Here is a 20089-nt window from a genome sequence, read left to right on the forward strand (position 1 = left end):
TAGGGTTGGCCGAGCTAGAACAACGAGCGCCAGCCGAACAAAAGTTTCCACGGATCGTCGTCGCCATACGGCGTCTCGATCGCCTTCGCGCCCTCAACATTGAAGACAACCTTCCGCCGCCAGTTCAATCGCACGCCGGCCCCAACGGACCCGAGATCATGCTCCTGCTCCGGAAGCAGGCCGTCGAAGCGCGAACGAATCCAGACCTTGCCCCAGTCCACGAAGCCGTAGAGCTCCGAGCCGTCGAGCGACCGCGGCCACAGCGATTTAGAGCTCCAGCCCAGCTCAAACGAGCCGGCCGCGCCGTAATCGCCTGTCAGCGTCGCCGAGCCGAAGGCTCGGCCGAACTGCTCGCCGCCGAGCGCCAGCTGTTCGGCGGCGGGCAATCGGCCGTCGCTCAGCTGAGCGGTTCCCCGCCACCTCGCAACCCATTCTTCGCCAAGAGCGCGGTCACGGCCAAGGTAGAGATTCAGTTTCTTGAAATCGTCGTCGGTCAACCGGGCGTCCGCATCTGCCCCGAGGATGTCGAGTCCCCAGCTCCCGGTGGCGCTGATCGCATCGGCCTGACGGGCCGACTGCTTGCTCCAGGACAGACTGAGCCGAGCCGCCCGTGTGTGGTCACTCGAGAACGTTTGGCCATAGACGGCGTTGTCGCTGTCCTGTCCGTCGAGGCCGGCGGTCAGATATAGGTTCTCACCGTATGAGCGGATCAGTGGGTAAGTGAAGGCCACGCCAGCCGTGGTCGCTTCCCCCGTGATGGGACTGTCTTTCGGTCGTGTGCGGAGACGCCCGATGCTTGCGGTCACGCGCAGGCCCTCGCTCCCGATCGGCGCGGAGTGGGAGATCGCATAGTATTGGAATGGGTCGATCTCGACGGGCGCGGCAACGGTGATCCGCGTCTGGTCGCCCTGCTGCAACAGGCTATTCACGACGAGCACCGCTTGGGCCTGCGTCCTGCCGAGCCGCGGCGTACCGCGGTCGCTGATTGTGATTTCCCGAGAGACGCGCTTGCGTTCGATGTCCAGCGTCAGCAGATAGGCCGCCTCGATACGGCTCTCCGTGAGCTTCGGCTCGACGACCATGCCGGGGATATCCCGGATCAGCGAGAGGTAGCGTTCCAGCCGCGGCTTCTGCAGCGGCTTCTCCTCAGTGAGCTTGGCCGAGTACTTTTTCAGCAACCGGAGGTGACGCGTCTCGACATCCCCGGTAATCGCGACCTGTCCGATGTAGCCTTCGGTGACAGCGATCACCACCTCGCCGCCCGCGAACGTTTGGACGGGGATGAAGACCTTGTAGATCGCAAAGTCCGAGCTTGCGTAGACGCCGGTGACGGCGTTCGCCAGCGCCTGTAGCGTCGAGGTATCAAGGGCGCGCCCGATGAATGGCGCCCAAGCGGCCTTCAACTGCGCTTCCGGCAGGCTCGCGCCACGCAGGGTGATCGCGCGGATCATGACTTGAGCCGGCGGTCGAGCAGCGCCGGCGACCGCGCCCTCGGTGACGGGCGGCATCGTCGGCGGTGGCGTGCCAGGGGCCAAAGGTCCGCGATCGGGGCGCTGTTGATCGAGAATCAGCGAGCCGGTGGGGCTCGCACCCACCCCCACCGGAGGTGAGACACTCGGCGAGCCCGATTGGGCGGCCGAGCTCCCGACCGGCGGCAGTAAAACGGCCGCCACGGCCGCCACACACACGAAACGCAACCCCATCCGAACCCCCGAGGCGAACCTGTCGGCGTGAAGGAAACCTCCCCGCCGACAGGCGAGTCAAACCTTAAGGCGTACGGCCTATTTGGGGGCGAGCAGTCCGCCCAGGAGTCCGGCGGAGGATCCGCCGCCGGTGACGCCGCCGACGACGCCGGTGACCGCACCTACGACCCCGCCGACAAGACCGCCAGTGGGATCGGAGCCACCGCCGCCAGGGAGCCCCGGCAAGCCGCCGGTGACGCCGCCGACGACGCCGGTGACCGCACCCACGACCCCGCCGACAAGACCGCCAGTGGGATCGGAGCCACCGCCGCCAGGGAGGCCCGGCAAGCCGCCGGTGACGCCGCCGACGACGCCGGTGACCGCACCCACGACCCCGCTGACAAGACCGCCAGTGGGATCGGAGCCGCCGCCGCCAGGGAGGCCCGGCAAGCCGCCGGTGACGCCGCCGACGACGCCGGTGACCGCACCCACGACCCCGCCGACAAGACCGCCAGTGGGATCGGAGCCGCCGCCGCCAGGGAGGCCCGGCAAGCCGCCCGTGACGCCGCCGACGACGCCATTGATTGTCTGGACCACGCCGCCGAGCGGAGCCGCAGCACCGCTGACGCCGCCCAGCAGGTTGCCGGCCAAGTCGCCCACTGCGCCGCCTTGGGCGAGGGTCGAGCCGGCGCCATGCACCGCTTGCAGGTTCAGCACCTGACCGCCGGCGAGCACATCAGCCGAGGCCGTGGCGCCGGCGGCGGGGGCTGGCGACAGGACGCTGATTCCAACCGAGGCGTCGGATCCGGAGCCGATGACTTGGACGCCAGCAACCTTTACATTCAGCAGCTGCGAGCCGCCGAGCAGTTGACTGGTCGCCTCGCCGAGCTTGCCGTTGGCGTCGTCGAGCACTTGGCCTACGGGCCCGGCAGCGACTTGCTGGACCGTATCGCCAAGCGCCTCGCCGGCCTTGGCGGTGAGGTTCTGCACCGCTTGGCTCGCAGGCGCGCCGGCCCCCGGCGCCTGAACGTTTAGAAGCTGGCCGTTAGCCGCGACATTGGCGGTGGCGAGCTGGCCTTTGGCTTGCTCATCCGCGATCACCGCTGCGCCGATGAGCTGGCTGGCTCCGCCGTCCTTCGAGCCCAGCAGAGTCTCATTGACGACCACCACCTTCGCCAGACCTTCCAGAAGCGATCCAGAGGTGGGCGGCGACGTGGGTGAGGTGGGCGACGTCGGAGACGTCGGCGACGTGGGTGAAGTCGGCGAGGTGGGCGACGTCGGCGAAGTCGGAGACGTCGGCGAAGTCGGAGACGTCGGCGACGTGGGTGAGGTGGGCGACGTGGGCGACGTGGGTGAGGTGGGCGACGTGGGCGACGTGGGTGAGGTGGGCGACGTGGGCGAGGTGGGCGACGTCGGCGAGGTGGGCGACGTCGGCGACGTGGGTGAGGTGGGCGACGTCGGCGACGTGGGTGAGGTGGGCGAAGTCGGCGACGTAGGCGAAGTCGGGGACGTCGGGGACGTGGGTGAGGTGGGCGAAGTCGGAGACGTCGGCGACGTGGGTGAAGTCGGCGAGGTGGGCGACGTAGGCGAAGTCGGGGACGTCGGCGACGTAGGGGAAGTTGGCGAGGTGGGCGACGTAGGCGAAGTCGGGGACGTAGGGGAAGTTGGCGGCGAGTCTGGAACCGGCGTCAGGCTGAAGCTGTGTCCGCTCGAGCCGCAGCCGCCAAGCGCCAGTGTAAGGACGGACGCGCCGGTCAGCGCGACGAAAGTGCGTGTGCGAGTAGCCATGACATCAATCCTTACTGCCGGGCAGACCGAACATGAATAAGTACGTCTGACTTGCATAGAAGCTCAACTCGACATCGATGACAAGCGATCGTTGCGTTACGCGCAAGTCTTGCTTGCGCGCCTGCCTCTAGGCTCGCGCGGCGACATCGGCCAGACGCCGTAAGGCCGAGTTTGAAGTCGCCGGGCAGGCTTACGCTCGCGATTTCCGATTAACTTAGAAGGCGCATGCGAGGCGGTCGGCGTACGACCTCGTCGCGACCAATGGGATCGGATTCGGCGCTGGACGGCCCTGAACCATGCGCGCGGTTGACTTAAGAACGACCCAGCTGACGACTCGAGCAGCCTGTCACCGAGACGGTCGCGTCACGTTCAGCGGCTTAGCCGGACGCGAGTTCCGCCGCCAAGTCCTCAAGGATCTTCTCGAAAGGCGCCGGTCGACCGAAGGCGTACCCCTGGAGGAAGTCGACGCCGATCGAGCGAACAACCTCCATGGTCGCCTCGTCCTCAACGAACTCAGCCACCGTGGATGCGCCGAGTCGATGCGCTAGGGCGTTCATAGATTCAACGATAGCGCGGTCCGTCTCATCGCGGGCGATGTTGCGGATAAAGCTTCCATCGATCTTCACGCTATCGACCGCGAAGTGCTTTAGGTAAGCGAAGGAGCTTAGGCCGCTGCCGAAATCGTCCAAGGCAATGCTGCACCCCAAGGCGCGGAGGCGCTCCATCACCCCGCCTGCCGTGGCAATATTATTCAGGGCCGCCGTCTCGGTGATCTCGAACGTGAGCGATGAGGTGTGGATGGGTGAACGGTCGAGCAGCTCGATCAATTGGACCAAAGTTCCGGGATTGTTCAGCGAATTAGCCGACAGGTTGATTGAGATCCGCAGCGACTTCAATCGAGCGATCTTAGGTCCCAACCGTCCGATCGCCTCCTCCAGAACCCACCGATCGATCTCAGCCATGAGGTCGAATTTCTCGGCCGCTGGGATAAAGGCGCCCGGGGCGACGAGGTCTCCGCTGGTATCGATCATCCGGACAAGGAGCTCGTAGCGGCGCTCCTCGTCGCCATCGTTAGCGGCCACGATTGGCTGGGCGAACAGGATCAGCCGGTTCTCGCTGAGGACGTCGCGCATGCCGGCGACGACAGCCATTTCCCGGCGACGTTCAGCCATGCCCTTGTCGCCTGGCTCGAACATGGCGACGCGTCCCCGACCGGCGAGTTTAGCCTCATAACAAGCCATGTCCGCGTGGCTTAGCACTTCGCCAGGAGAGAAGGCGCCGTCGATCTGGCACATGCCGACGCTGAGCCCTGTGCGGAAGACACGGTCCTTCCAGACGAACCGGAAATTCGTCGCCGTCTGGATAATCGATTCCGCCGTGGCGATGCTGTCTTTCGCGTCCCGACCCCGCAGGATCAGGGCGAACTCGTCGCCTCCGATGCGCGCGAGCAGATCATTCGGTTGGAGAAGCGTCTTTATGAGACCACTGACTTGGCGGAGATAGTGATCGCCAGCCTCATGCCCAGCCGTGTCGTTGATCAATTTGAACTGATCCACGTCGAGGTAGCAGAGCACGTGCGGCGGGCCGCCCGGAACAGCGGCTTCTACGGCCTCGCCCAGCGCCTCCTGAAGCAAGGCTCGGTTCGCCAAGCCGGTGAGGGGATCATGGGTCGCAGCGTGTCTCAGCTGGCGCTCGAGCCGTCGGGCCTCAGTGATATCCTGCACAACGAGCACTGCGCCGATGATGTCGCCGTGTCGCGTCCGGATTGAGGAGACTGTCGCCTGGATCTCATAGGTGGCGCCGATCGACGTGGTGAGCCAAGCTAGCCGCTCTAAACGCGTGGCGGCCTGACGGATTGAGGTGAGGGCGAGATTGTCAAGGCTCGATCCGTCGACGATGGAACGTAGGTCCATGACGGAGTCTAGAGGTCGCCCCACCGCCGCGCGGGCATCAAGGGCGAGCAGTGTCTCCGCCGCAGCGTTGATGAAGCGGACCCGCCCCAGAACATCGGTCACCACCACCGCATCGCCGATGGAAGCGAGGGTGACGTGCAATTGCTCTTTCTCTTGGTGCAGCGCATCGGCCATGACCTGGCCTGCGGTCACATCCCACGTCGCACCGATCATGCGCTGACCATCGACGCCGCCGTCTTGGGCAAGTTCGCCCATCGTACGAAGCCAGCGGGTTGCACCCTCGGGCGTGCGTACCCGGAACTCCGTATCTAATGGCGCGCCTCGCGATGCCGCTTCAAGCTCGGCGGTGACACGCTGCCGGTCACGGTCGTCGATGGAACGGAGAATGCTCGGCAGATCTATCCGTTGATCCGCGGTGAAACCGTATAGCGCGCGCATCTGGTCGTCCCAGATGTGATTCGAACCCCGCAGGTTCCATTCCCAAATCCCAATCGCAGCGGCCCGAGTCGCCAAGGCGGCGCGTTCGGAGAGCCGAACCCTCCAGTCCACCTCGCCTTGCTGGCCTGCTTCCACCCGCGTTGACGCTCCTCATTGTCGCGCTGCAGCTTAGCGGGCGAGGGTCTGCGAAGGAAGGGCGACTGGCGCCGTATTTTCGCGGTGCGGTTGCAGAACTCACCCGCCCGACTTGCGTCGCTCCCGGGCCAGAACACGGCAGCTGCTCTGGTTTCCTGCCCGGCATCGCGCGTCCAGGGCGCCAGAGTTCGACGCCACAACATTGGCAAGCTGCGCGACAGGCGCCGATCCTGGCGGACCCGCGCCCATCTCCAAACTCGGGTCTAAGACTGGGTTACGTTCCCGAGACGTCGAGATCGGGTCGAAAGCGACGCGCGCCGGCGGAGGTTGCTCGGCTGCCGCGACCTGCACGCGCGGTGGCGGCGCGCTTCGCGCGAAGGTCGCCGCTCGCGCCTGGAGGCGGTCTGCGATCTTGTCGCACTTGGCAGGCAAGGTCCAACTCATCCAAGCCTGCGCGAGCGTGCGCGCGCCCACCGCCTCCAACGTCGGCCAAGCCGCCCGACCCCTCGCGATGGCGGCTGCCCGCGCCGAGGCGTCTGCCTGGCCGGTGGCTTCCGCAGCCCAAAGGGCAAGGTCGAGCTTCAATCTGTGCCGACGGGCCGCCGTCTGCAGGTCCGTGTAGACCTTCAAATCCGCTGCAAGGCTGGATCCAGGCGCCCGGTACGCGGTTTCGATGCGCGTGACTTCGGGGAGCACAGCCGAGTGTAGGTCGATGTACTGGCCCAGCATCCCGCGACACCAGGCGACATAGCCGTAGTCATCAGCTGGCGGCGCCACGGCGGCTGAAGCGCTCGCGATAGCCGCTACAAACAAGCCTGTCAGCACGATCGATCCTCCCGAGCACAGCGTAGAGCGCCGCCCGGCAATGTCAACTAACGGGCACGAGTTGATCGAAAGTGGATGCCTTCAAGCTCTTGCGGATAGCTGAGGTGCCAGTCGTTGCGCCACCTGAAATTCACGTAAGTAATGGTTACACTGAAATCGAGCGCACGGACCTGATGCCACCAACCGATGGGTATAAAGAGCGCGTCTCCGGGCTCTAGGAGCACTTCATAGAGCCGCGCATCCTTCAGCTGAGGGTATAGATTTAGGTTCAGCTGCGCGTCCTGAAGATCGCGAACCTCGCTGAACATATGGAGATGATTGTAAAGCTTGCCGACATCTGCCGCAGGGGCCAGCAGAACCTGCTTGCGTCCTTTAACCTGAGCCACGAGATTGTTCGTGAGGTCATGGTGCAGCGGCGTGAAGGTGGCGGCGGGACCGATCCACCATTGACCAGCCGCATCCGGCGACTCGGGGTCGAGGAATTTCGACAGCGGCCGTACGTCCGCTCTAAGCGGCGCTAGGGCTTTATGGTTCGACTTGAAATTATAGGCCGTAAGATAGGCGCTGTTCCCCGAGCCTGGAGCCGTAATCATCCGCACGAAGTCATCGAACGGCATTGTCCGGCGATGATCATGTTTGCGGACTTCATAATCTGGCGCTTCCGTTCGGCCGCCCTGGTATTCGATTGGCGCCGAACCCACCTTGTTAGCTAGGTACTCCGGCGTCCAAAGGGTCAGCGCCGGCCAGTCAGCCAGTTCGCCACCCAGCACCACGGGACGATGGCTCTTATAGAACTGTTCGAAGAACTCGTCCGTCGTCAGTCCCTCCAATCTATCAATTCCATCGCCGCCGAGTTGGCGATGCGATTCGATCACATCCAGCAGCCAGTCCCGCTTGGCCAGTTGGATGCTCGCGAGGTGCGCCGCACCGCTCGCAGGCTCGGAGGGCGCGTTCTCGTTGGCGAGGCTTGGCAGGCTCCCCGTGAACCGGTTCGGTTCAATGGCCGGCTCGAACGGGGCCAGGCGCAGCTTGGTCCGATGATCCGGCACGCCCGGACAGCCATCGAGCGTCACGCCGCGGAAGTAATGCTTCTGCCATTTTTCGGTCGGCAGGCCCTCTGATCGGCGGGCGTGGAATTCGCTTCGACTCGCGTCCCAAGCTGCAAACTTGGCCTTCAGGTCGGGATCGGAGTCGATATCCGCAAATCGCGGTGTGATGGATTCCAGCGTGTTGCGCCCCACCGGGAAGAAGAAGCAGATCGGCTCGCCCTCCTCGAACCGCACCCAATGTTGTGACCGCGTGAACTTCCAGTTCATGGTGAAGGTGAAGGGCGACCAATCTGTTTCGATCACCCCGGCGAGGGCGCCGATGCCATCCTTCGGCGCATTGGGCGGCCCCATGACGAACAGATTCCAGCCCGTTTCGGTCCGGAAAAAGACCGTCGATGTGGAAAGTGATCACACCCTGGCCGAAGATCGAGACTGGGGCCAGGCTTTGCGGCAGACCGTCAGGGAAGCGGAACTCGATGTCCTGGGCGCTGAGACCGCCAAGCCACCGCGCTTCGAAGGTGCAGGGGCTCAGCACCTCCCAACCGTGAGCGTTGGCGATATCCAACGGGAGGCAGCGATAGGCGAAGTTCTCGGGCGTGGCGTCCATCCAGGCGCGCTCACGCGGTGCGGGCCGGATGTGGGGGCGCCAGCCGGGATGAACATAGCAGATCAGATCCATGCGTCATATTTGCGTTTTGGTTGAGACTTAGTGATGGAGCGGATTCGTCGCCGGTGCAATACAGCCGATCTTAGGCTAAGAGGCCGACAAGAGCGGGGACGCTGGCCGAGCCGGGGAAGACATCGCGATCAAGCCGCGACCGGTGGAGGTCAAACGCTTCCATCAGGAGACCCTTGGCGAGGCCGCGAAGATCGAGCGTCGGGCGAAGATCCCTCCCCTCGTGAAGCTGCGGCCCCGCGACGCCGGGCCAGTCGGCGAGCACGCGCCCGCCCGAAACCCCACCGCCCGCGACGAAGGCGACCGAAGCCGTGCCGTGATCGGTCCCCCGCGTGCCGTTGAGGCGCGCGGTGCGGCCAAACTCAGTCACCGCCAGGATACAGGTGTCGCGCCAAAGGGGCCCGAGAGCGTCCCGAAACGCGCCGACCACACCGTCGAGAACGGCGACCGGCGTGGCCATTTTGGCGAACGCCTGCTCGTGGGTGTCCCAGGCGTCGATCGTCAAGGCGAGCACCCGCGGTCCCTCGGGCCCCGCCGCCAGGCGGGCGACCTGCTGGGCTTCTGCGATCAGGCGATCGGCCCGCGTCAATCCTTTGGCCGAGCCTCCAGCAGCCCCACGGAGCGCGGAGGCTCCGTGGAGCGCAGCGGCGAACTCGGGATCCGTCGAGGCGTAGAGCTTCGACAGCTGCTCGTAGATGTCGGCCCCGGCGCCTTGGAGGCTCGGCGGCGCCCAGGTGGTCACCGGGGCGGCGCCAGTGAGGATCAAGGGCGCCGTTCGCCCGACCCCGATCGGTCGAACGGACGTTGGCCTCGGTCCGGTCGGGATTGCGGTTAGGGCACGATTGAGCCAGCCGGTATCCAATTGGCGGGGCAGGGCGCCGCCACTTTCCAGCACCTGCTGTCCGTCGAAATGCGACCGTTCACGATAGGGGCTCGCCGCAGCATGAACGACGATCAGTTCACGCCGTGCAAACAGCTCCCCGAGCACCGACAGATCGGGGTGCAGGGCGAAGAGGCCGTCGAGCCGTCGCCCCTTGACGGCGTCGGCGAGGGCTTCTGGACGTAACTCGGCGAACGCTGGGTCGCCCACGGGGGGGCCAAGGCTAAGCCATCGGCTGCGCCACGTAGAACAACGACGATCAGTCTGCGATCACGGGCGCCTGCAGCGGCCAAGGCCTGGGGCGCCAGGGCCCATGCTGCGGCGGTAAGGCCGCTGGTCAGCAGGGTGCGCCTCGAAACGGAACTCATCGTCGGTGGAACTCCGGAGCCGAAAGCAGCAGGACAAGGCCGTCGCGTACTGTAGGGGCGCCCCGCACGGTCGCCACCGTTTGCGGCGTGGCGAGGGCGTCCAGCACGGCGGCGCAGAGCGCGCGAGGATCGCGGACTCGGACGTCGGTATGGCCGGAAATCTGGTAGGCGGTGTCGATCCGCGCCTGTATCCCTGCGGGCGTCAACCAAGCTGTGCGGGTGTCAGGATAGCCATCGGGCGCCGCGCTGTTCCAGGCATCCTGGCCAAGCGCCCGCAGCCACCGCGTCAGATCTACGCCATGGGGATCGAAGCCAAGCGCGCGTGTGCTTGTGAACACGAATTCCTGTGGCGTTAGCACCTTTGCGCCGAATTCCCGCCAGCTGTCCGGTGCGGTGAGCAGCGCCTCATGCAGCACTGACAGATCGCCGTCGCTGTCGCGGAACGCTCTTTCCAGGTGGGCGATCAGTTCGGGTCGGGGGGTATCGTTCACGAAGTGTCGCGCCATCTTGGTTGCGATGAAGCGTGCGGCCGCCGGGCGCCGGCAGGCGGCGCGGATGGCTGCTTCGCCTTCAGACTCGCCGCCGGCTGCGATGACTTGGCCGAGGATAATTTTGGCCCCTGGTTCATGACGCTCGAGGGCGAACCGAAAGACGCCTTCTTCGTCGTAGGTCCAACCCGTTAGCGCGCGCGCCAGCATGAGCACGTCACGCTGACTGTAACCGCCGTCCACCCCTAGCGTGTGCAGTTCAAGCAGCTCCCTCGCATAATTCTCGTTCAATCCGCGGCCGCGTTTTCGTCCCTCTGGCGATTGCGGGCCAATCGAGCTGCGATTGTCGAGGTAGGTCAGCATCGCCGGGTGCCGGGCGCTGGCGAGCACCATCTCTTCGAAGCGGCCCCCAAGGTGGGGCCTGATCGCCTCACGTTCATAGGCGCCGGAGAGCACAGAAACCCAGCCATTCTTCATGGCGGAGACACAGAGATGATTGCTCCAAAACCACGCGAGGCGTTCGTTGATGCCGGTCCCCGCGGCCGCGATGGCGCGGGCGCGGGCGCGGAGCTCGTTCTGATGCTGCGGCGCTTCGGGCTGAAGCACCTCTCGTCCCGCAAGATCGGCCGGGACGGGGCGGCCGGCCGCGCGCGCCTCCCGGAGACGCTCCCAATCGCGCTTCTGGCGATAAAGTTCGCGCGACGATCCGAGCGGCCGCCCAGGCAGGGGTTGCAGGCCCTGCCTTAGCTCGCTCAGCAAAGCCGCCTGCGGATCCTCAACGAACGCCTTTGAAAGACCCTCAGACGATGGACCGTAGCCGAAGCGCTTCGCAGCCTGCACGGCGCGTCGTCGCGCCTGCTCTTGAGTCATGAGCCACCCGCCGGCTGCCGCCGAACTTGCTTGCCCCGGACAAGACTAGGCCGCGCAGACGCCGCTGTCACGCTTCGCCGGACTCAGAACCTGCGCCAAGCGGGCTGCGGCGTCCAGCTGTCGGCCTTTTCGAAGCCCGGGGGCGGCGGCGCTTCCGACGGCGGCCGCACGAGAGGCGCCGCCTCCGCGCGGGATCCGGCGCCGCCCGCTGCGTGATCATCGCCCACGGGGGTAGTCGCAGGCCGGACGGGCTCGGCCTGAGGCGAGGTCTCGACGGCGGCCGGCGGCGAGGCCTCCAGGGCGGCGAGCTCGAGAGGTCGTAGTAGTTCTCCGGCCGGCTCGACCCCGGCGTAGACCCCCTGAAAGCCCTGGGGAGCGCCTGCCCGTCCCGGCCACCGGTAGAAAATGTGCGCGCCAATCTGCTTCAGCTTGACGAGAGAGCCCATCCAGTAGGGCACCACCCAGTCAGTATGGTAGTGCGTTGCGAGCCCCACTGAAGGCTCGACAAACCCATCGAGCGCCCTCGTGGCGACGGCCTCGGCTTCCTTCCAGAGCCGCGGCTCCGGCGGTCGCGCGATGGAGCCGTCACAGGTGAAGGTGAACTGACAGCCCGTTGGGAGTTCGGACCCCTCGAACACCACGCCACAGACCGTCTTGGGATATTCCGGCGAGCGGAGCCGGTTCAGGACCACCTGCGCCACGGCCCGCCGCCCCTGCAGCGGCTCGTTTGCAGCCTCGTAGTACACCGCCTGCGTAAGACACGTCACAGCGCGCGCATGATTCAACCCGCTGTCTGTCGGCAGTTTGAACGGTCGCGCCGCGATGATCGGCTCGATGGAGAACGGTGTCTCAGCGTTCTTGCGACGCGCTTCCTCAGGCGTAAGCGCTTGAAAAAGCTGCGGTCCCCGAGCCAAATCGTAGGCCTGCTGAGGTATCGGCGCCATCGCCGGCTGAAGGACCGCCTTATCGGCTTCAGCCGCAGCCAGCGTCGCTGTGTGCGCTTGGCGAAGGTAGGCGACGACCAGGCCTGCACTTACCAGCAACAGGCCGGCCAGCACCAGAAGCACTCGCCGGGAAAGGAAACGTGACACGCAGCGCTCCTGTGCGTTAGGCGGCCGGCGCGTTTAGCAGACCGGTCGCCTTCGGCCAATAACCGGCGGCAACCTGCGGCGCCGCGTCGCCCTAAGCGGCAAGCAGCGACGTCATCTCCTGAATCGGTCGAACATCCGAGGCGCGACCACCTTCCAGGCGCATGACCTTGTTGCAGTAGCTGCCGATCAGATCGAGGTCATGGGAAGCGAGCACAACAACGCCGGCCCCTTCCACCATGGCCTCAAGACGCGTGTGGGCGGCATCCCGAAACGCTTGGTCCCCCCACCGCGATCCACTCGTCGAGCAGAAGTATGTCCGGCTCCATGGCCGTGACGACGGCGAACGCGAGCCTGGCGACCATGCCGGCGCTGAAGGTTTTCAATGGCAGCCGGAGATATTCGCCAAGCCCGGAGAACTCGGCGATAGCGTCAGCCTTGCTTTCGATCTCTTTGGCCGTCATGCCTGCCAGCAGGCCCCTCAGCATAATGTTGTCATACCCGGTCGCCTGAGCATCCATTCCGAGAGAAAGGTCCAGGAGCGCCGCAACACGACCGCGGACTTCAACTACGCCGTCATCGGGTTCGTAGGCCCCGGCGAGGCACCGCAGGAGTGTGGTCTTCCCAGACCCGTTGGGCCCGACAAGTCCCAGGCGGTCTCCAGGTCTCAGCATGAAGGAGACATCGTCCAGGGCGGTGACCACCTGTACGCCTAGGCCCTGGCTGGTCAGCCGGCCGCCCAGCGTCGTGGCGGCGATATGCTTCTTCAACGACCGCGAATCGGCGCCATAGACCGGAAACCGGACTCCGAGGTTCGTGACAGCGATATGGGACATCTTGACCTCAGAGGTAGTGCACGATGCGCCGGCGGGTGCGCGTGAGAGTCGCCATCGCAATCACCCACGTCGCCAGGATCAAGAACGTCAGCACGCCCCACGTCCGGCCGTCGAGCGGCATTCCAAGCAGCGGCGATCGCACGGCGTCGATCATGTAATAAAATGGGTTCCACGTCAGGAAGTAGTGATGGCGGCCGACCTGGGACGACATCCAGAAGATCGGCGTCATGAACATCATGAACTGAACGACCGCCTGGATGACCTGGGGTACGTCGCGGAACCGTGCCGATAAAACGGCGGCGATCATGCCGGCCGGGGTGGCGATCAGGATCAGGGCCAACAATCCAAGGAGCGAAACCCCGACGTTTCCAACCCCCTTGCCGGCGAAGAACAGCACAACGGCGATGATCAGAAGGTGATGCGCGAGCGTGAGGAGATTGCGCAGGATGGTTCGCCAAACGAAAACGAAGAACGGCATGGAGCTCTGCCGCAGGATGCTGGCCGCCGAGGTGAAGCTCTCACAACCTTCGTTGATCGAAGACGCCAGGAACGTCCAAGTCACAAGCCCCACAGCCACGTAGGGCAGCAGCGTCGCAGGGTCGAGGCGAAACAACTGGGAGTAGAGCGTTCCCGTCCCCGCGACGACGACCCCCATAGAGAGCGTAATCCAGAACGGCCCAAGCATTGAACCGCGGTAGCGCGAGGCGATGTCGTGGCGCGCCAGGGCCCACGCAAGGCCGAACCGTCGCAGTGAGGCCTCAAGGTCCTGAACGGCCCGGCGAAACTCCATCGCAAGGCCGTGATTTCCGGTTCGGAGAATGTGAGGAGTGGCGTCCATCGGTTCTGCTCCTGCGGGGCGCATCCATCGCATGCGCTGCGGGTCGTCGTCCATCCTGATGAGCCATGCGAACTCGGAGGGCGCCGCTTCGCCGCGTTCTTGATCAGTCTTCCTTGGCGGCGCACCCCTCTAGATCCGCCGCAAGCGTGAGAAAAGGGGGCGGCGCCGGTGTCAGCGGCTGCTGCCTGATGCGGGCTTCTACGGTTGGACGGAGCGTCCAGCGCCGCGCGCAGCCCGGCGCAACGACGCGCGGAGATCAGCTCAGAGGCGTGAGCCCGGGGAGTGGCCTCTAGCCGCCGAGCTGGCCGCTGTCAGGCGCTGCGGAGCCCTGCAGATCTTGCCGGAAGCGACTGAGCGTGAGCTCCACCGAATGACCCAACTTGAGGTCTACAAGAGCCCGCGCAGCCGCCATGCGCACCTCCAGCGACACCCCCTCCTGATCGCCCACGAGGCCGCGCAGGACGTTTGTCACCGCCGCCCGCCCGCCGTCGACGGTCCCGAGCAGTTGGAAGGGGTCGAGCTGCTTGATCATGCGACGACCTCTGCCGTGCGGACCGATGGGGAGCAAGCCCCTCAGCGCCATCTTTCAGTTGCGTCAAATTGCAGCGTTTTTTTCGAGGCGCCAATACACACCTCAGAGGAGCTCCTCGATCGCCTTGCGGGCGGCGTCCTTCAGTTCAGGGCGCAGGAGGGCGAAGGCGACGTTGGCCCGCAGCAGCCCGATCTTGTCGCCGCAGTCGTAGGTCGTTCCGTCGTATTCCAGGGCGTGGAAGTCCTGGACCTTCATCAGGTTGGCCATGCCGTCGGTCAGTTGGATCTCGCCGCCGGCGCCGCGCTCCTGGGTCTCCAGGATCTCGAAGATCTCGGGCTGCAGGATATAGCGGCCGGAAATGAACAGGTTGGAGGGTTCGGTCCCGGGCGCGGGTTTCTCGACCATGCCGGTCATGCGGTTCAGCCGGCCGTCCTGGCCGTCCAGCGCCACGATGCCGTACTTGTGGGCTTCGCCCTCGGGCGCCGGCTCGACGACCACGATGTTGCCGCCGGTCTTCTCGTAGGCGGCGACCGCCTGGGCCAGGGCCGGCGGCGTGGCCGCCATCAGCATGTCGGGCAGCATCACCGCGAACGGCTCGTCGCCGATGATGTCGCGAGCGCACCAGACGGCGTGTCCCAGCCCCAGAGGAGCCATCTGGCGCACGAAGCTCATCTGGCCGGGCTGCAGGATATCGCGCCGCACCTCGGCCAGGATGTCGGTCTTGCCCTTGGCTTCCAGCGCCTGCTCGATCTCGGGATTGGCGTCGAAATAGTCCTCGATGGCGCCCTGGCCGCGACCGACGATGAAGACGAAGTGTTCGATGCCGGCGGCGCGCGCCTCCTCGACGATGTAGGACAGGATCGGCCGGTCCACGACGTTCAGCAGGTTCTTCGGCGTCGTCTTCGCGCCCGGCAGCACCCGCGTTCCCAGACCCGCCACAGGCAGGACGGCCTTACGCACACGCTTCATATGTTGATCCTTCCCCTTCGACAGACTCTATCCGCGATTCGGGTCGACTGATATCGCCGTTCGAGCACGCCTGCGGACAGGCGAGCTCAACGCAAAGCCCTGTCCGTACCTTGCCCCGCCCACGTCAAGCGCTGGCGCTCACAGACCGAGCGCGAACGCCGCGGGCGCCGGAGAGCGCGCCGGCCGCCAGAGACCCAAACACCAACGCGGGTGTCAGGCCTGCAAAGATGGGCCAGTCAGGCAAGATGCGCCGCCGGCTTGATGCTCGCGGCAGGAACGAGGCCAGCAGATGCGAAGGGGAGGGGTAGTAGCGCGCCTCGCCACGGTAGAGGACCACCACACCGTCGTCCCCGAAACGGCCGCCGCTGGCCTCTGGGGCGGACGGCGGCGAAGAGAACTTTCACGAGGTTCGAGGACATGGCGCATCTCCATAGGGTGTGATGCGCATGACTATGGCTTAGCTTTCGGCTGCCTCGAATTCAGCCAACGACCTCGAGCATGTTGTAGGAATGCAGAGTGCGAATTGTGCGCTGCACAAAATATGCTATGCGCTTCCTTGCTTCAGAGGGGGCGAAGACATGACTTACATCCCAATGCGCACTGTGCCAGGGCTTTTTATCGGCCGCCGGACCGTTGTTCTCGCAGATGCGAACATCCCGCCCACTGCGCCGGCGGCCTATCGGTGTGGGGCGTGCGAAGCGCCGGTGCTTGGCGGCGGCCATGACTTCGATGTCCGCGACACCGTCGTGAAGTGCCGTTGTGGCCAGATCAATCAATTCTGAACCGCCCGATCTTGACGATCCGGGCCACCCTGGCGCGGCAGCGATCGGACATCGCGCCGCGCCATAGGTCGAGCCCGGAGAGCGGACCAGGGCCGCGGATACGCCGCGGCCTTCGCAATCCTAGAGAGCGGGCGGGCCGCTATTCGGCGGCGACCACTTCCGGCGACTTGGTCCCCTGGAGGCGTTTGACCAACGCCTCATACTCTTCCCAGAGGCCCTTCGGCGTGTGTTCGCCAAACTTCTGGTAGAACTCGGGGATCAGCGCCGCTTCCTGGGCCCAGATGCTCAGGTCGACCGTCAGCAGAAGGTCGAGCTGGGCGTCGGTGAGCGTGACACCGGACAGGTCCAGGCTGTCCTTGGTCGGCACCTTGCCGATCGGCGTGTCCACCGCATCCGCGCGGCCTTCCAGCCGCTCCACGATCCACTTCAGCACACGCGAGTTGTCGCCGAAGCCCGGCCACACGAACTTGCCGCGCTCGTCCTTGCGGAACCAGTTCACGAAGTAGATCCGCGGCAGCTTGGCGGTGTCGGCCTTCTCGCCCATCGCCAGCCAGTGAGCGAAGTAGTCGCCCATGTTGTAGCCGCAGAACGGTAGCATCGCGAAGGGATCGCGCCGCAGCTCACCGATCTTGTTCTCAGCCGCCGCCGTGCCTTCCGACGCCACGTTGGACGCCATGAACACCCCGTGCCGCCAGTCCCGGGCCTCGGTCACCAGCGGCACCGCCGAGGGCGCGGCGGCCGCCGAACAGGATGGCGGAGATCGGCACGCCGGCCGGGTCTTCCCACTCCGGCGCCACCACCGGGCACTGCGAGGCGGGCACGGTGAAGCGAGCATTCGGATGCGCCGCCGGCTCGTCGCTGTCGGGCGTCCAGGAGCGGCCTTTCCAGTCGGTCAGGTGCGCCGGCGCCTCGTCGGTCAAGCCTTCCCACCAGACGTCGCCGTCATCGGTCAGGGCCACGTTGGTGAAGATGCAGTTGGAGTGCAGCGCATCCACCGCATTCTTGTTGGTGGTCTCGCCGGTGCCGGGCGCCACGCCGAAGAAGCCGGCTTCCGGATTGATGGCGTAGAGGCGACCATCCTCGCCGAAGCGCATCCAGCAGATGTCGTCGCCAATCGTCTCGGCCTTCCAGCCCTCGAGCGTCGGCTGCAGCATGGCCATGTTGGTCTTGCCGCACGCGCTGGGGAAGGCGGCGGCGATGTAGCGGACCTGGCCCTCGGGGGAGGTCAGCTTCAGGATCAGCATGTGCTCGGCGAACCACCCTTCGTCGCGAGCCATGACCGATGCGATCCGCAGGGCGAAGCACTTCTTGCCCAGCAGGGCATTGCCGCCGTAGCCCGACCCGTACGACCAGATCTCCCGCGTCTCCGGGAAGTGGACGATGTACTTGATCTCGTTGCACGGCCAGGCGACGTCCTTGGCGCCGTCGATCAGCGGCATGCCCACCGAATGGACCGCCGGCACGAAGAAGCCGTCCTCGCCGAGCTGGTCGAGGGCGGCCTGGCCCATCCGCGTCATGATGCGCATGGATACGGCCACATAGGCAGAGTCTGTGATCTCAACGCCGATGGCGCTGATCTGGGATCCGAGCGGCCCCATGCAGAATGGCACGACGTACATGGTCCGACCGCGCATCACGCCGTCGAACAGCTGCTTCAGGTCGGCCCGCATCTCGCCCGGATCCAGCCAGTTGTTGGTCGGGCCGGCGTCCTCGGGCTTCTCCGAGCAGATGAAGGTGCGGCTCTCGACACGGGCGACGTCGCGCGGATCGGAGGCGGCGTAGAACGAATTCGGCCGCTTGGCCGGGTTCAGCGGCTTCAACGTGCCGGCAGCGACGAGTTCGGCCGTCAGCCGATCCCATTCCGCATCCGACCCGTCGCACCACACCACGCGGTCGGGCTTCGTCAGCGCGGCGATCTCGCCGACCCACTGGACGAGCTTGGCGTGTTTCGTCGGCGCGGGCGCAAGTCCCGGGACGGTGACGGACATCATCTGGCGAACCCCCATAGCAAGCCCGGCGTCTTTAGAGCCGGATCAACCCCGGACCGCTCTTACGTCGCCGATTGGGAACCGCCTACCCTTGCTGGCCAACCGAGACTCGGAAAGTGCCCCGGCGCCCCGAACAAGGCGACGGCTCCCTCTTCGCAGGCAGGTGCGTATCGCGCGGCTGTGTCGATTCGTCGCGCCGCAGCGTCTGCCGCTTGCCGGCTGTCCGGCCCCAGTTTCGCTGATGACGCGGCGGTGGCGCATCGCTACACAAGGACGACGGCGGAGGGGGCGATGGCGACCTATAATTTCTCAACGATGACGCCTGAAGAGGCGCGCAAGTTCAACATCATCGATTACGACACACTCGTCTTCCCGACTGGCTCAGCCGCATTGGTTGGCGTCCAGTACTTGCCGCAGTCCGATGGCTTCGGCGTCTACCGCCTGACATTGGGCGCCCGCACCCTCGACTTCCCGCAAGCCGGCGCCTTCTTCGGCCTGCCAGCAGCCTCAGCCGCTGGGCGACTGGTGTTTCAGGACGGCTCGCGCCTCTTCGTCGGTGGAGACCTCAACGACACCTTCGCTCCAGCCGGCGTCGCTTATCTCCGGCCGGTCGCTGCGTATGGCGGCGGTGGCGATGATTCGCTGGACGGCGGCGCGTCGAACGACATGCTGCATGGGAACCTAGGCGCTGACACCCTGAGCGGTGATGCGGGTCAGGACACCCTCTACGGCGGTCAGGGTGATGACGTGCTGAGCGGAGGCGACGGAGCCGACGTGCTGATGGGGAACTTGGGTCAAGACACGCTCGATGGCGGCGAGGGTGACGATCGCTTGCATGGCGGGCAGGGCAACGACGTCCTGCTCGGCGACCTCGGGGACGATATGCTGTTCGGAGATCTTGGCGCTGACACGCTCCAGGGTGACGATGGGCAGGACAGCCTCAGCGGCGGCGCCGGGAATGACGTTCTGCTCGGTGGCCGCGGCAATGATGTGCTCTTGGGAGAAGCCGGCGCTGACAGCCTACGCGGTCAAGCGGGCCTGGACACGCTGAGCGGCGGGGCAGGCGCCGATAGCCTTGAGGGTGGCGCCGGCGCTGATTCCTTAAGCGGCGGAAGCGGCGCCGATCTCTTCCTGTTCGGCCCGACCGACAGCACGATCACTGCGCCGGATCGTATCAGCGACTTCGACGAAGATGATACGATCGACTTCCGCGGCCTCGCCGCAGCGACTCCGCTCAACTACCTGTTCATCGCCCCACAGGCCTCATTCGCCGCCGCTCAAGCCGCGGCCCAGACGGCGTTTACGGCCAGGCCAGCGCTCATCTATGTGGGGACGATTGTCGGCGATGACTTCGTGATCTTCGTCGACAGCTTCGGCACTGACACCGCCGATAGCGCTGTCATCTTAGTCGATGTACAGACGTTCAATCCGTTCACCGCCATCATCTGAGGTGCTCGCCCGTCGCTGGCGTGGATTGTTCATGCGTGCTTGGATCGCGCGCCGAAATTCAGCGCCGTCTAAAATGATCCGGCCTGTATTGTCGACCAGGCTAACGGGCGCCCAAGTTCCGTCCAAGATCGCGTCGCAAGCCTCTTGAAGGGCCTGCTCCACGCCAGGCAATTCGACGCTGTGGCGGCGTCCGAGGCGCCAGCCTGTCATGGTATAGAGACGCGCCGGCTCTCGGTCTTCAGTCACGCCAAGCGCCGCTCGCCGAGGCCCTAGGCGGGCTCTTCATCGACTCTTGTTCTCTTTTTCTAACTGGTCTGCGAAATGCTCGGCCTCGTGCCGCGTTTCGAAGAAGGGCGTCTGAACCAGACCGCCAACCACCAGCGAATAGGGCGCGCTCACGCCATGCGCGACCTGGCGCACCACGTGCCACCCGAACTCACAGCGCTCCGCTTTCCAAATCTGGGCCATGCAGACACAGTCTTACGCGGTCAGTCC

General features: G+C 65.4%; 17 protein-coding genes and 2 pseudogenes. 3 read left to right on the plus strand and 16 right to left on the minus strand.

Annotation, left to right across the window (positions count from 1 at the left end):
• Positions 1 to 14: 14 nt before the first annotated feature.
• Together LRS10_RS22090 and LRS10_RS22095 are read right to left on the minus strand one after the other, a co-directional pair.
• A complete protein-coding gene (locus LRS10_RS22090; RefSeq protein WP_257839326.1) occupies positions 15 to 1451 on the minus strand; it encodes a ShlB/FhaC/HecB family hemolysin secretion/activation protein in 1437 nt (478 codons plus the stop codon).
• A gap of 330 nt (positions 1452 to 1781) precedes the next feature.
• Positions 1782 to 2852, minus strand: coding sequence for a hypothetical protein (locus LRS10_RS22095; protein WP_257839327.1), 1071 nt, complete (start codon positions 2850 to 2852; stop codon positions 1782 to 1784).
• Between LRS10_RS22095 and LRS10_RS22100 the strand changes: the two genes are divergently transcribed.
• Entirely contained in the window at positions 2839 to 3510 is a 672-nt protein-coding gene (locus tag LRS10_RS22100) for a hypothetical protein (RefSeq protein ID WP_257839328.1), read from the plus strand. The two genes, LRS10_RS22095 and LRS10_RS22100, sit on opposite strands and share 14 nt — an antisense overlap.
• A 337-nt stretch (positions 3511 to 3847) precedes the next feature.
• On the opposite strand, the gene LRS10_RS22105 is transcribed toward LRS10_RS22100, so the two are convergent.
• From LRS10_RS22105 to LRS10_RS22125, 5 genes and pseudogenes are all read right to left on the minus strand, one after another.
• Positions 3848 to 5956: an EAL domain-containing protein gene (locus tag LRS10_RS22105; protein ID WP_257839329.1), complete on the minus strand. Its 2109-nt coding sequence runs from the start codon at positions 5954 to 5956 to the stop codon at positions 3848 to 3850.
• A 99-nt stretch (positions 5957 to 6055) separates the two neighbouring features.
• Positions 6056 to 6781 carry a hypothetical protein gene (locus LRS10_RS22110; RefSeq protein ID WP_257839330.1) on the minus strand — a complete coding sequence of 242 codons (726 nt, stop codon included), beginning with the start codon at positions 6779 to 6781 and terminating at the stop codon, positions 6056 to 6058.
• Between the two features lie 47 nt (positions 6782 to 6828).
• On the minus strand, positions 6829 to 8181 hold the full coding sequence (locus tag LRS10_RS22115; protein ID WP_374571229.1) for a DUF6065 family protein: 1353 nt from the start codon (positions 8179 to 8181) through the stop codon (positions 6829 to 6831).
• 52 nt (positions 8182 to 8233) lie between these two features.
• Positions 8234 to 8509: pseudogene (locus tag LRS10_RS25445) on the minus strand (DUF6065 family protein); the annotation flags it as partial.
• Positions 8510 to 8579: 70 nt separating this feature from the next.
• Positions 8580 to 9494 (minus strand): DUF1501 domain-containing protein, encoded by a 915-nt coding sequence (locus tag LRS10_RS22125; protein ID WP_257839552.1) that lies wholly within the window; start codon positions 9492 to 9494, stop codon positions 8580 to 8582.
• Here LRS10_RS22125 and LRS10_RS22130 point away from each other — a divergent pair.
• Positions 9450 to 9572 (plus strand): hypothetical protein, encoded by a 123-nt coding sequence (locus LRS10_RS22130; protein WP_257839559.1) that lies wholly within the window; start codon positions 9450 to 9452, stop codon positions 9570 to 9572. The genes LRS10_RS22125 and LRS10_RS22130 overlap by 45 nt on opposite strands.
• Before the next feature lie 178 nt (positions 9573 to 9750).
• On the opposite strand, the gene LRS10_RS22135 is transcribed toward LRS10_RS22130, so the two are convergent.
• The 8 genes and pseudogenes from LRS10_RS22135 to LRS10_RS22175 form a co-directional block, all read right to left on the minus strand.
• The gene (locus tag LRS10_RS22135) at positions 9751 to 11112 is read right to left on the minus strand and encodes a DUF1800 family protein (RefSeq protein ID WP_257839331.1); all 1362 of its coding nucleotides are present in this window, start codon (positions 11110 to 11112) and stop codon (positions 9751 to 9753) included.
• Between the two features lie 83 nt (positions 11113 to 11195).
• Positions 11196 to 12203 (minus strand): cell wall hydrolase, encoded by a 1008-nt coding sequence (locus LRS10_RS22140; protein ID WP_257839332.1) that lies wholly within the window; start codon positions 12201 to 12203, stop codon positions 11196 to 11198.
• A 91-nt stretch (positions 12204 to 12294) separates the two neighbouring features.
• The gene (locus LRS10_RS22145) at positions 12295 to 12441 is read right to left on the minus strand and encodes a hypothetical protein (protein ID WP_257839333.1); all 147 of its coding nucleotides are present in this window, start codon (positions 12439 to 12441) and stop codon (positions 12295 to 12297) included.
• 4 nt (positions 12442 to 12445) lie between these two features.
• On the minus strand, positions 12446 to 13036 hold the full coding sequence (locus LRS10_RS22150; RefSeq protein WP_257839334.1) for an ABC transporter ATP-binding protein: 591 nt from the start codon (positions 13034 to 13036) through the stop codon (positions 12446 to 12448).
• 7 nt (positions 13037 to 13043) lie between these two features.
• Positions 13044 to 13928: an ABC transporter permease gene (locus tag LRS10_RS22155; protein WP_257839335.1), complete on the minus strand. Its 885-nt coding sequence runs from the start codon at positions 13926 to 13928 to the stop codon at positions 13044 to 13046.
• 235 nt (positions 13929 to 14163) lie between these two features.
• Positions 14164 to 14406 carry a hypothetical protein gene (locus LRS10_RS22160; RefSeq protein WP_257839336.1) on the minus strand — a complete coding sequence of 81 codons (243 nt, stop codon included), beginning with the start codon at positions 14404 to 14406 and terminating at the stop codon, positions 14164 to 14166.
• A gap of 102 nt (positions 14407 to 14508) precedes the next feature.
• Complete coding sequence (locus LRS10_RS22165; protein WP_257839337.1) at positions 14509 to 15375, minus strand: UTP--glucose-1-phosphate uridylyltransferase; 867 nt, start codon at positions 15373 to 15375, stop codon at positions 14509 to 14511.
• A 921-nt stretch (positions 15376 to 16296) separates the two neighbouring features.
• Positions 16297 to 18145 (minus strand): annotated as a pseudogene (locus LRS10_RS22175) (phosphoenolpyruvate carboxykinase (GTP)).
• A 291-nt stretch (positions 18146 to 18436) separates the two neighbouring features.
• Here LRS10_RS22175 and LRS10_RS22180 point away from each other — a divergent pair.
• Complete coding sequence (locus LRS10_RS22180; RefSeq protein ID WP_257839340.1) at positions 18437 to 19594, plus strand: calcium-binding protein; 1158 nt, start codon at positions 18437 to 18439, stop codon at positions 19592 to 19594.
• A gap of 282 nt (positions 19595 to 19876) precedes the next feature.
• Here the strand turns inward: LRS10_RS22180 and LRS10_RS22185 are convergent, their stop codons facing one another.
• Positions 19877 to 20062 carry a hypothetical protein gene (locus tag LRS10_RS22185; protein ID WP_257839341.1) on the minus strand — a complete coding sequence of 62 codons (186 nt, stop codon included), beginning with the start codon at positions 20060 to 20062 and terminating at the stop codon, positions 19877 to 19879.
• Between the last annotated feature and the right edge of the window lie 27 nt (positions 20063 to 20089).

The organism is Phenylobacterium sp. J426 (genome assembly GCF_024699945.1).
Taxonomy (GTDB): domain Bacteria; phylum Pseudomonadota; class Alphaproteobacteria; order Caulobacterales; family Caulobacteraceae; genus Phenylobacterium.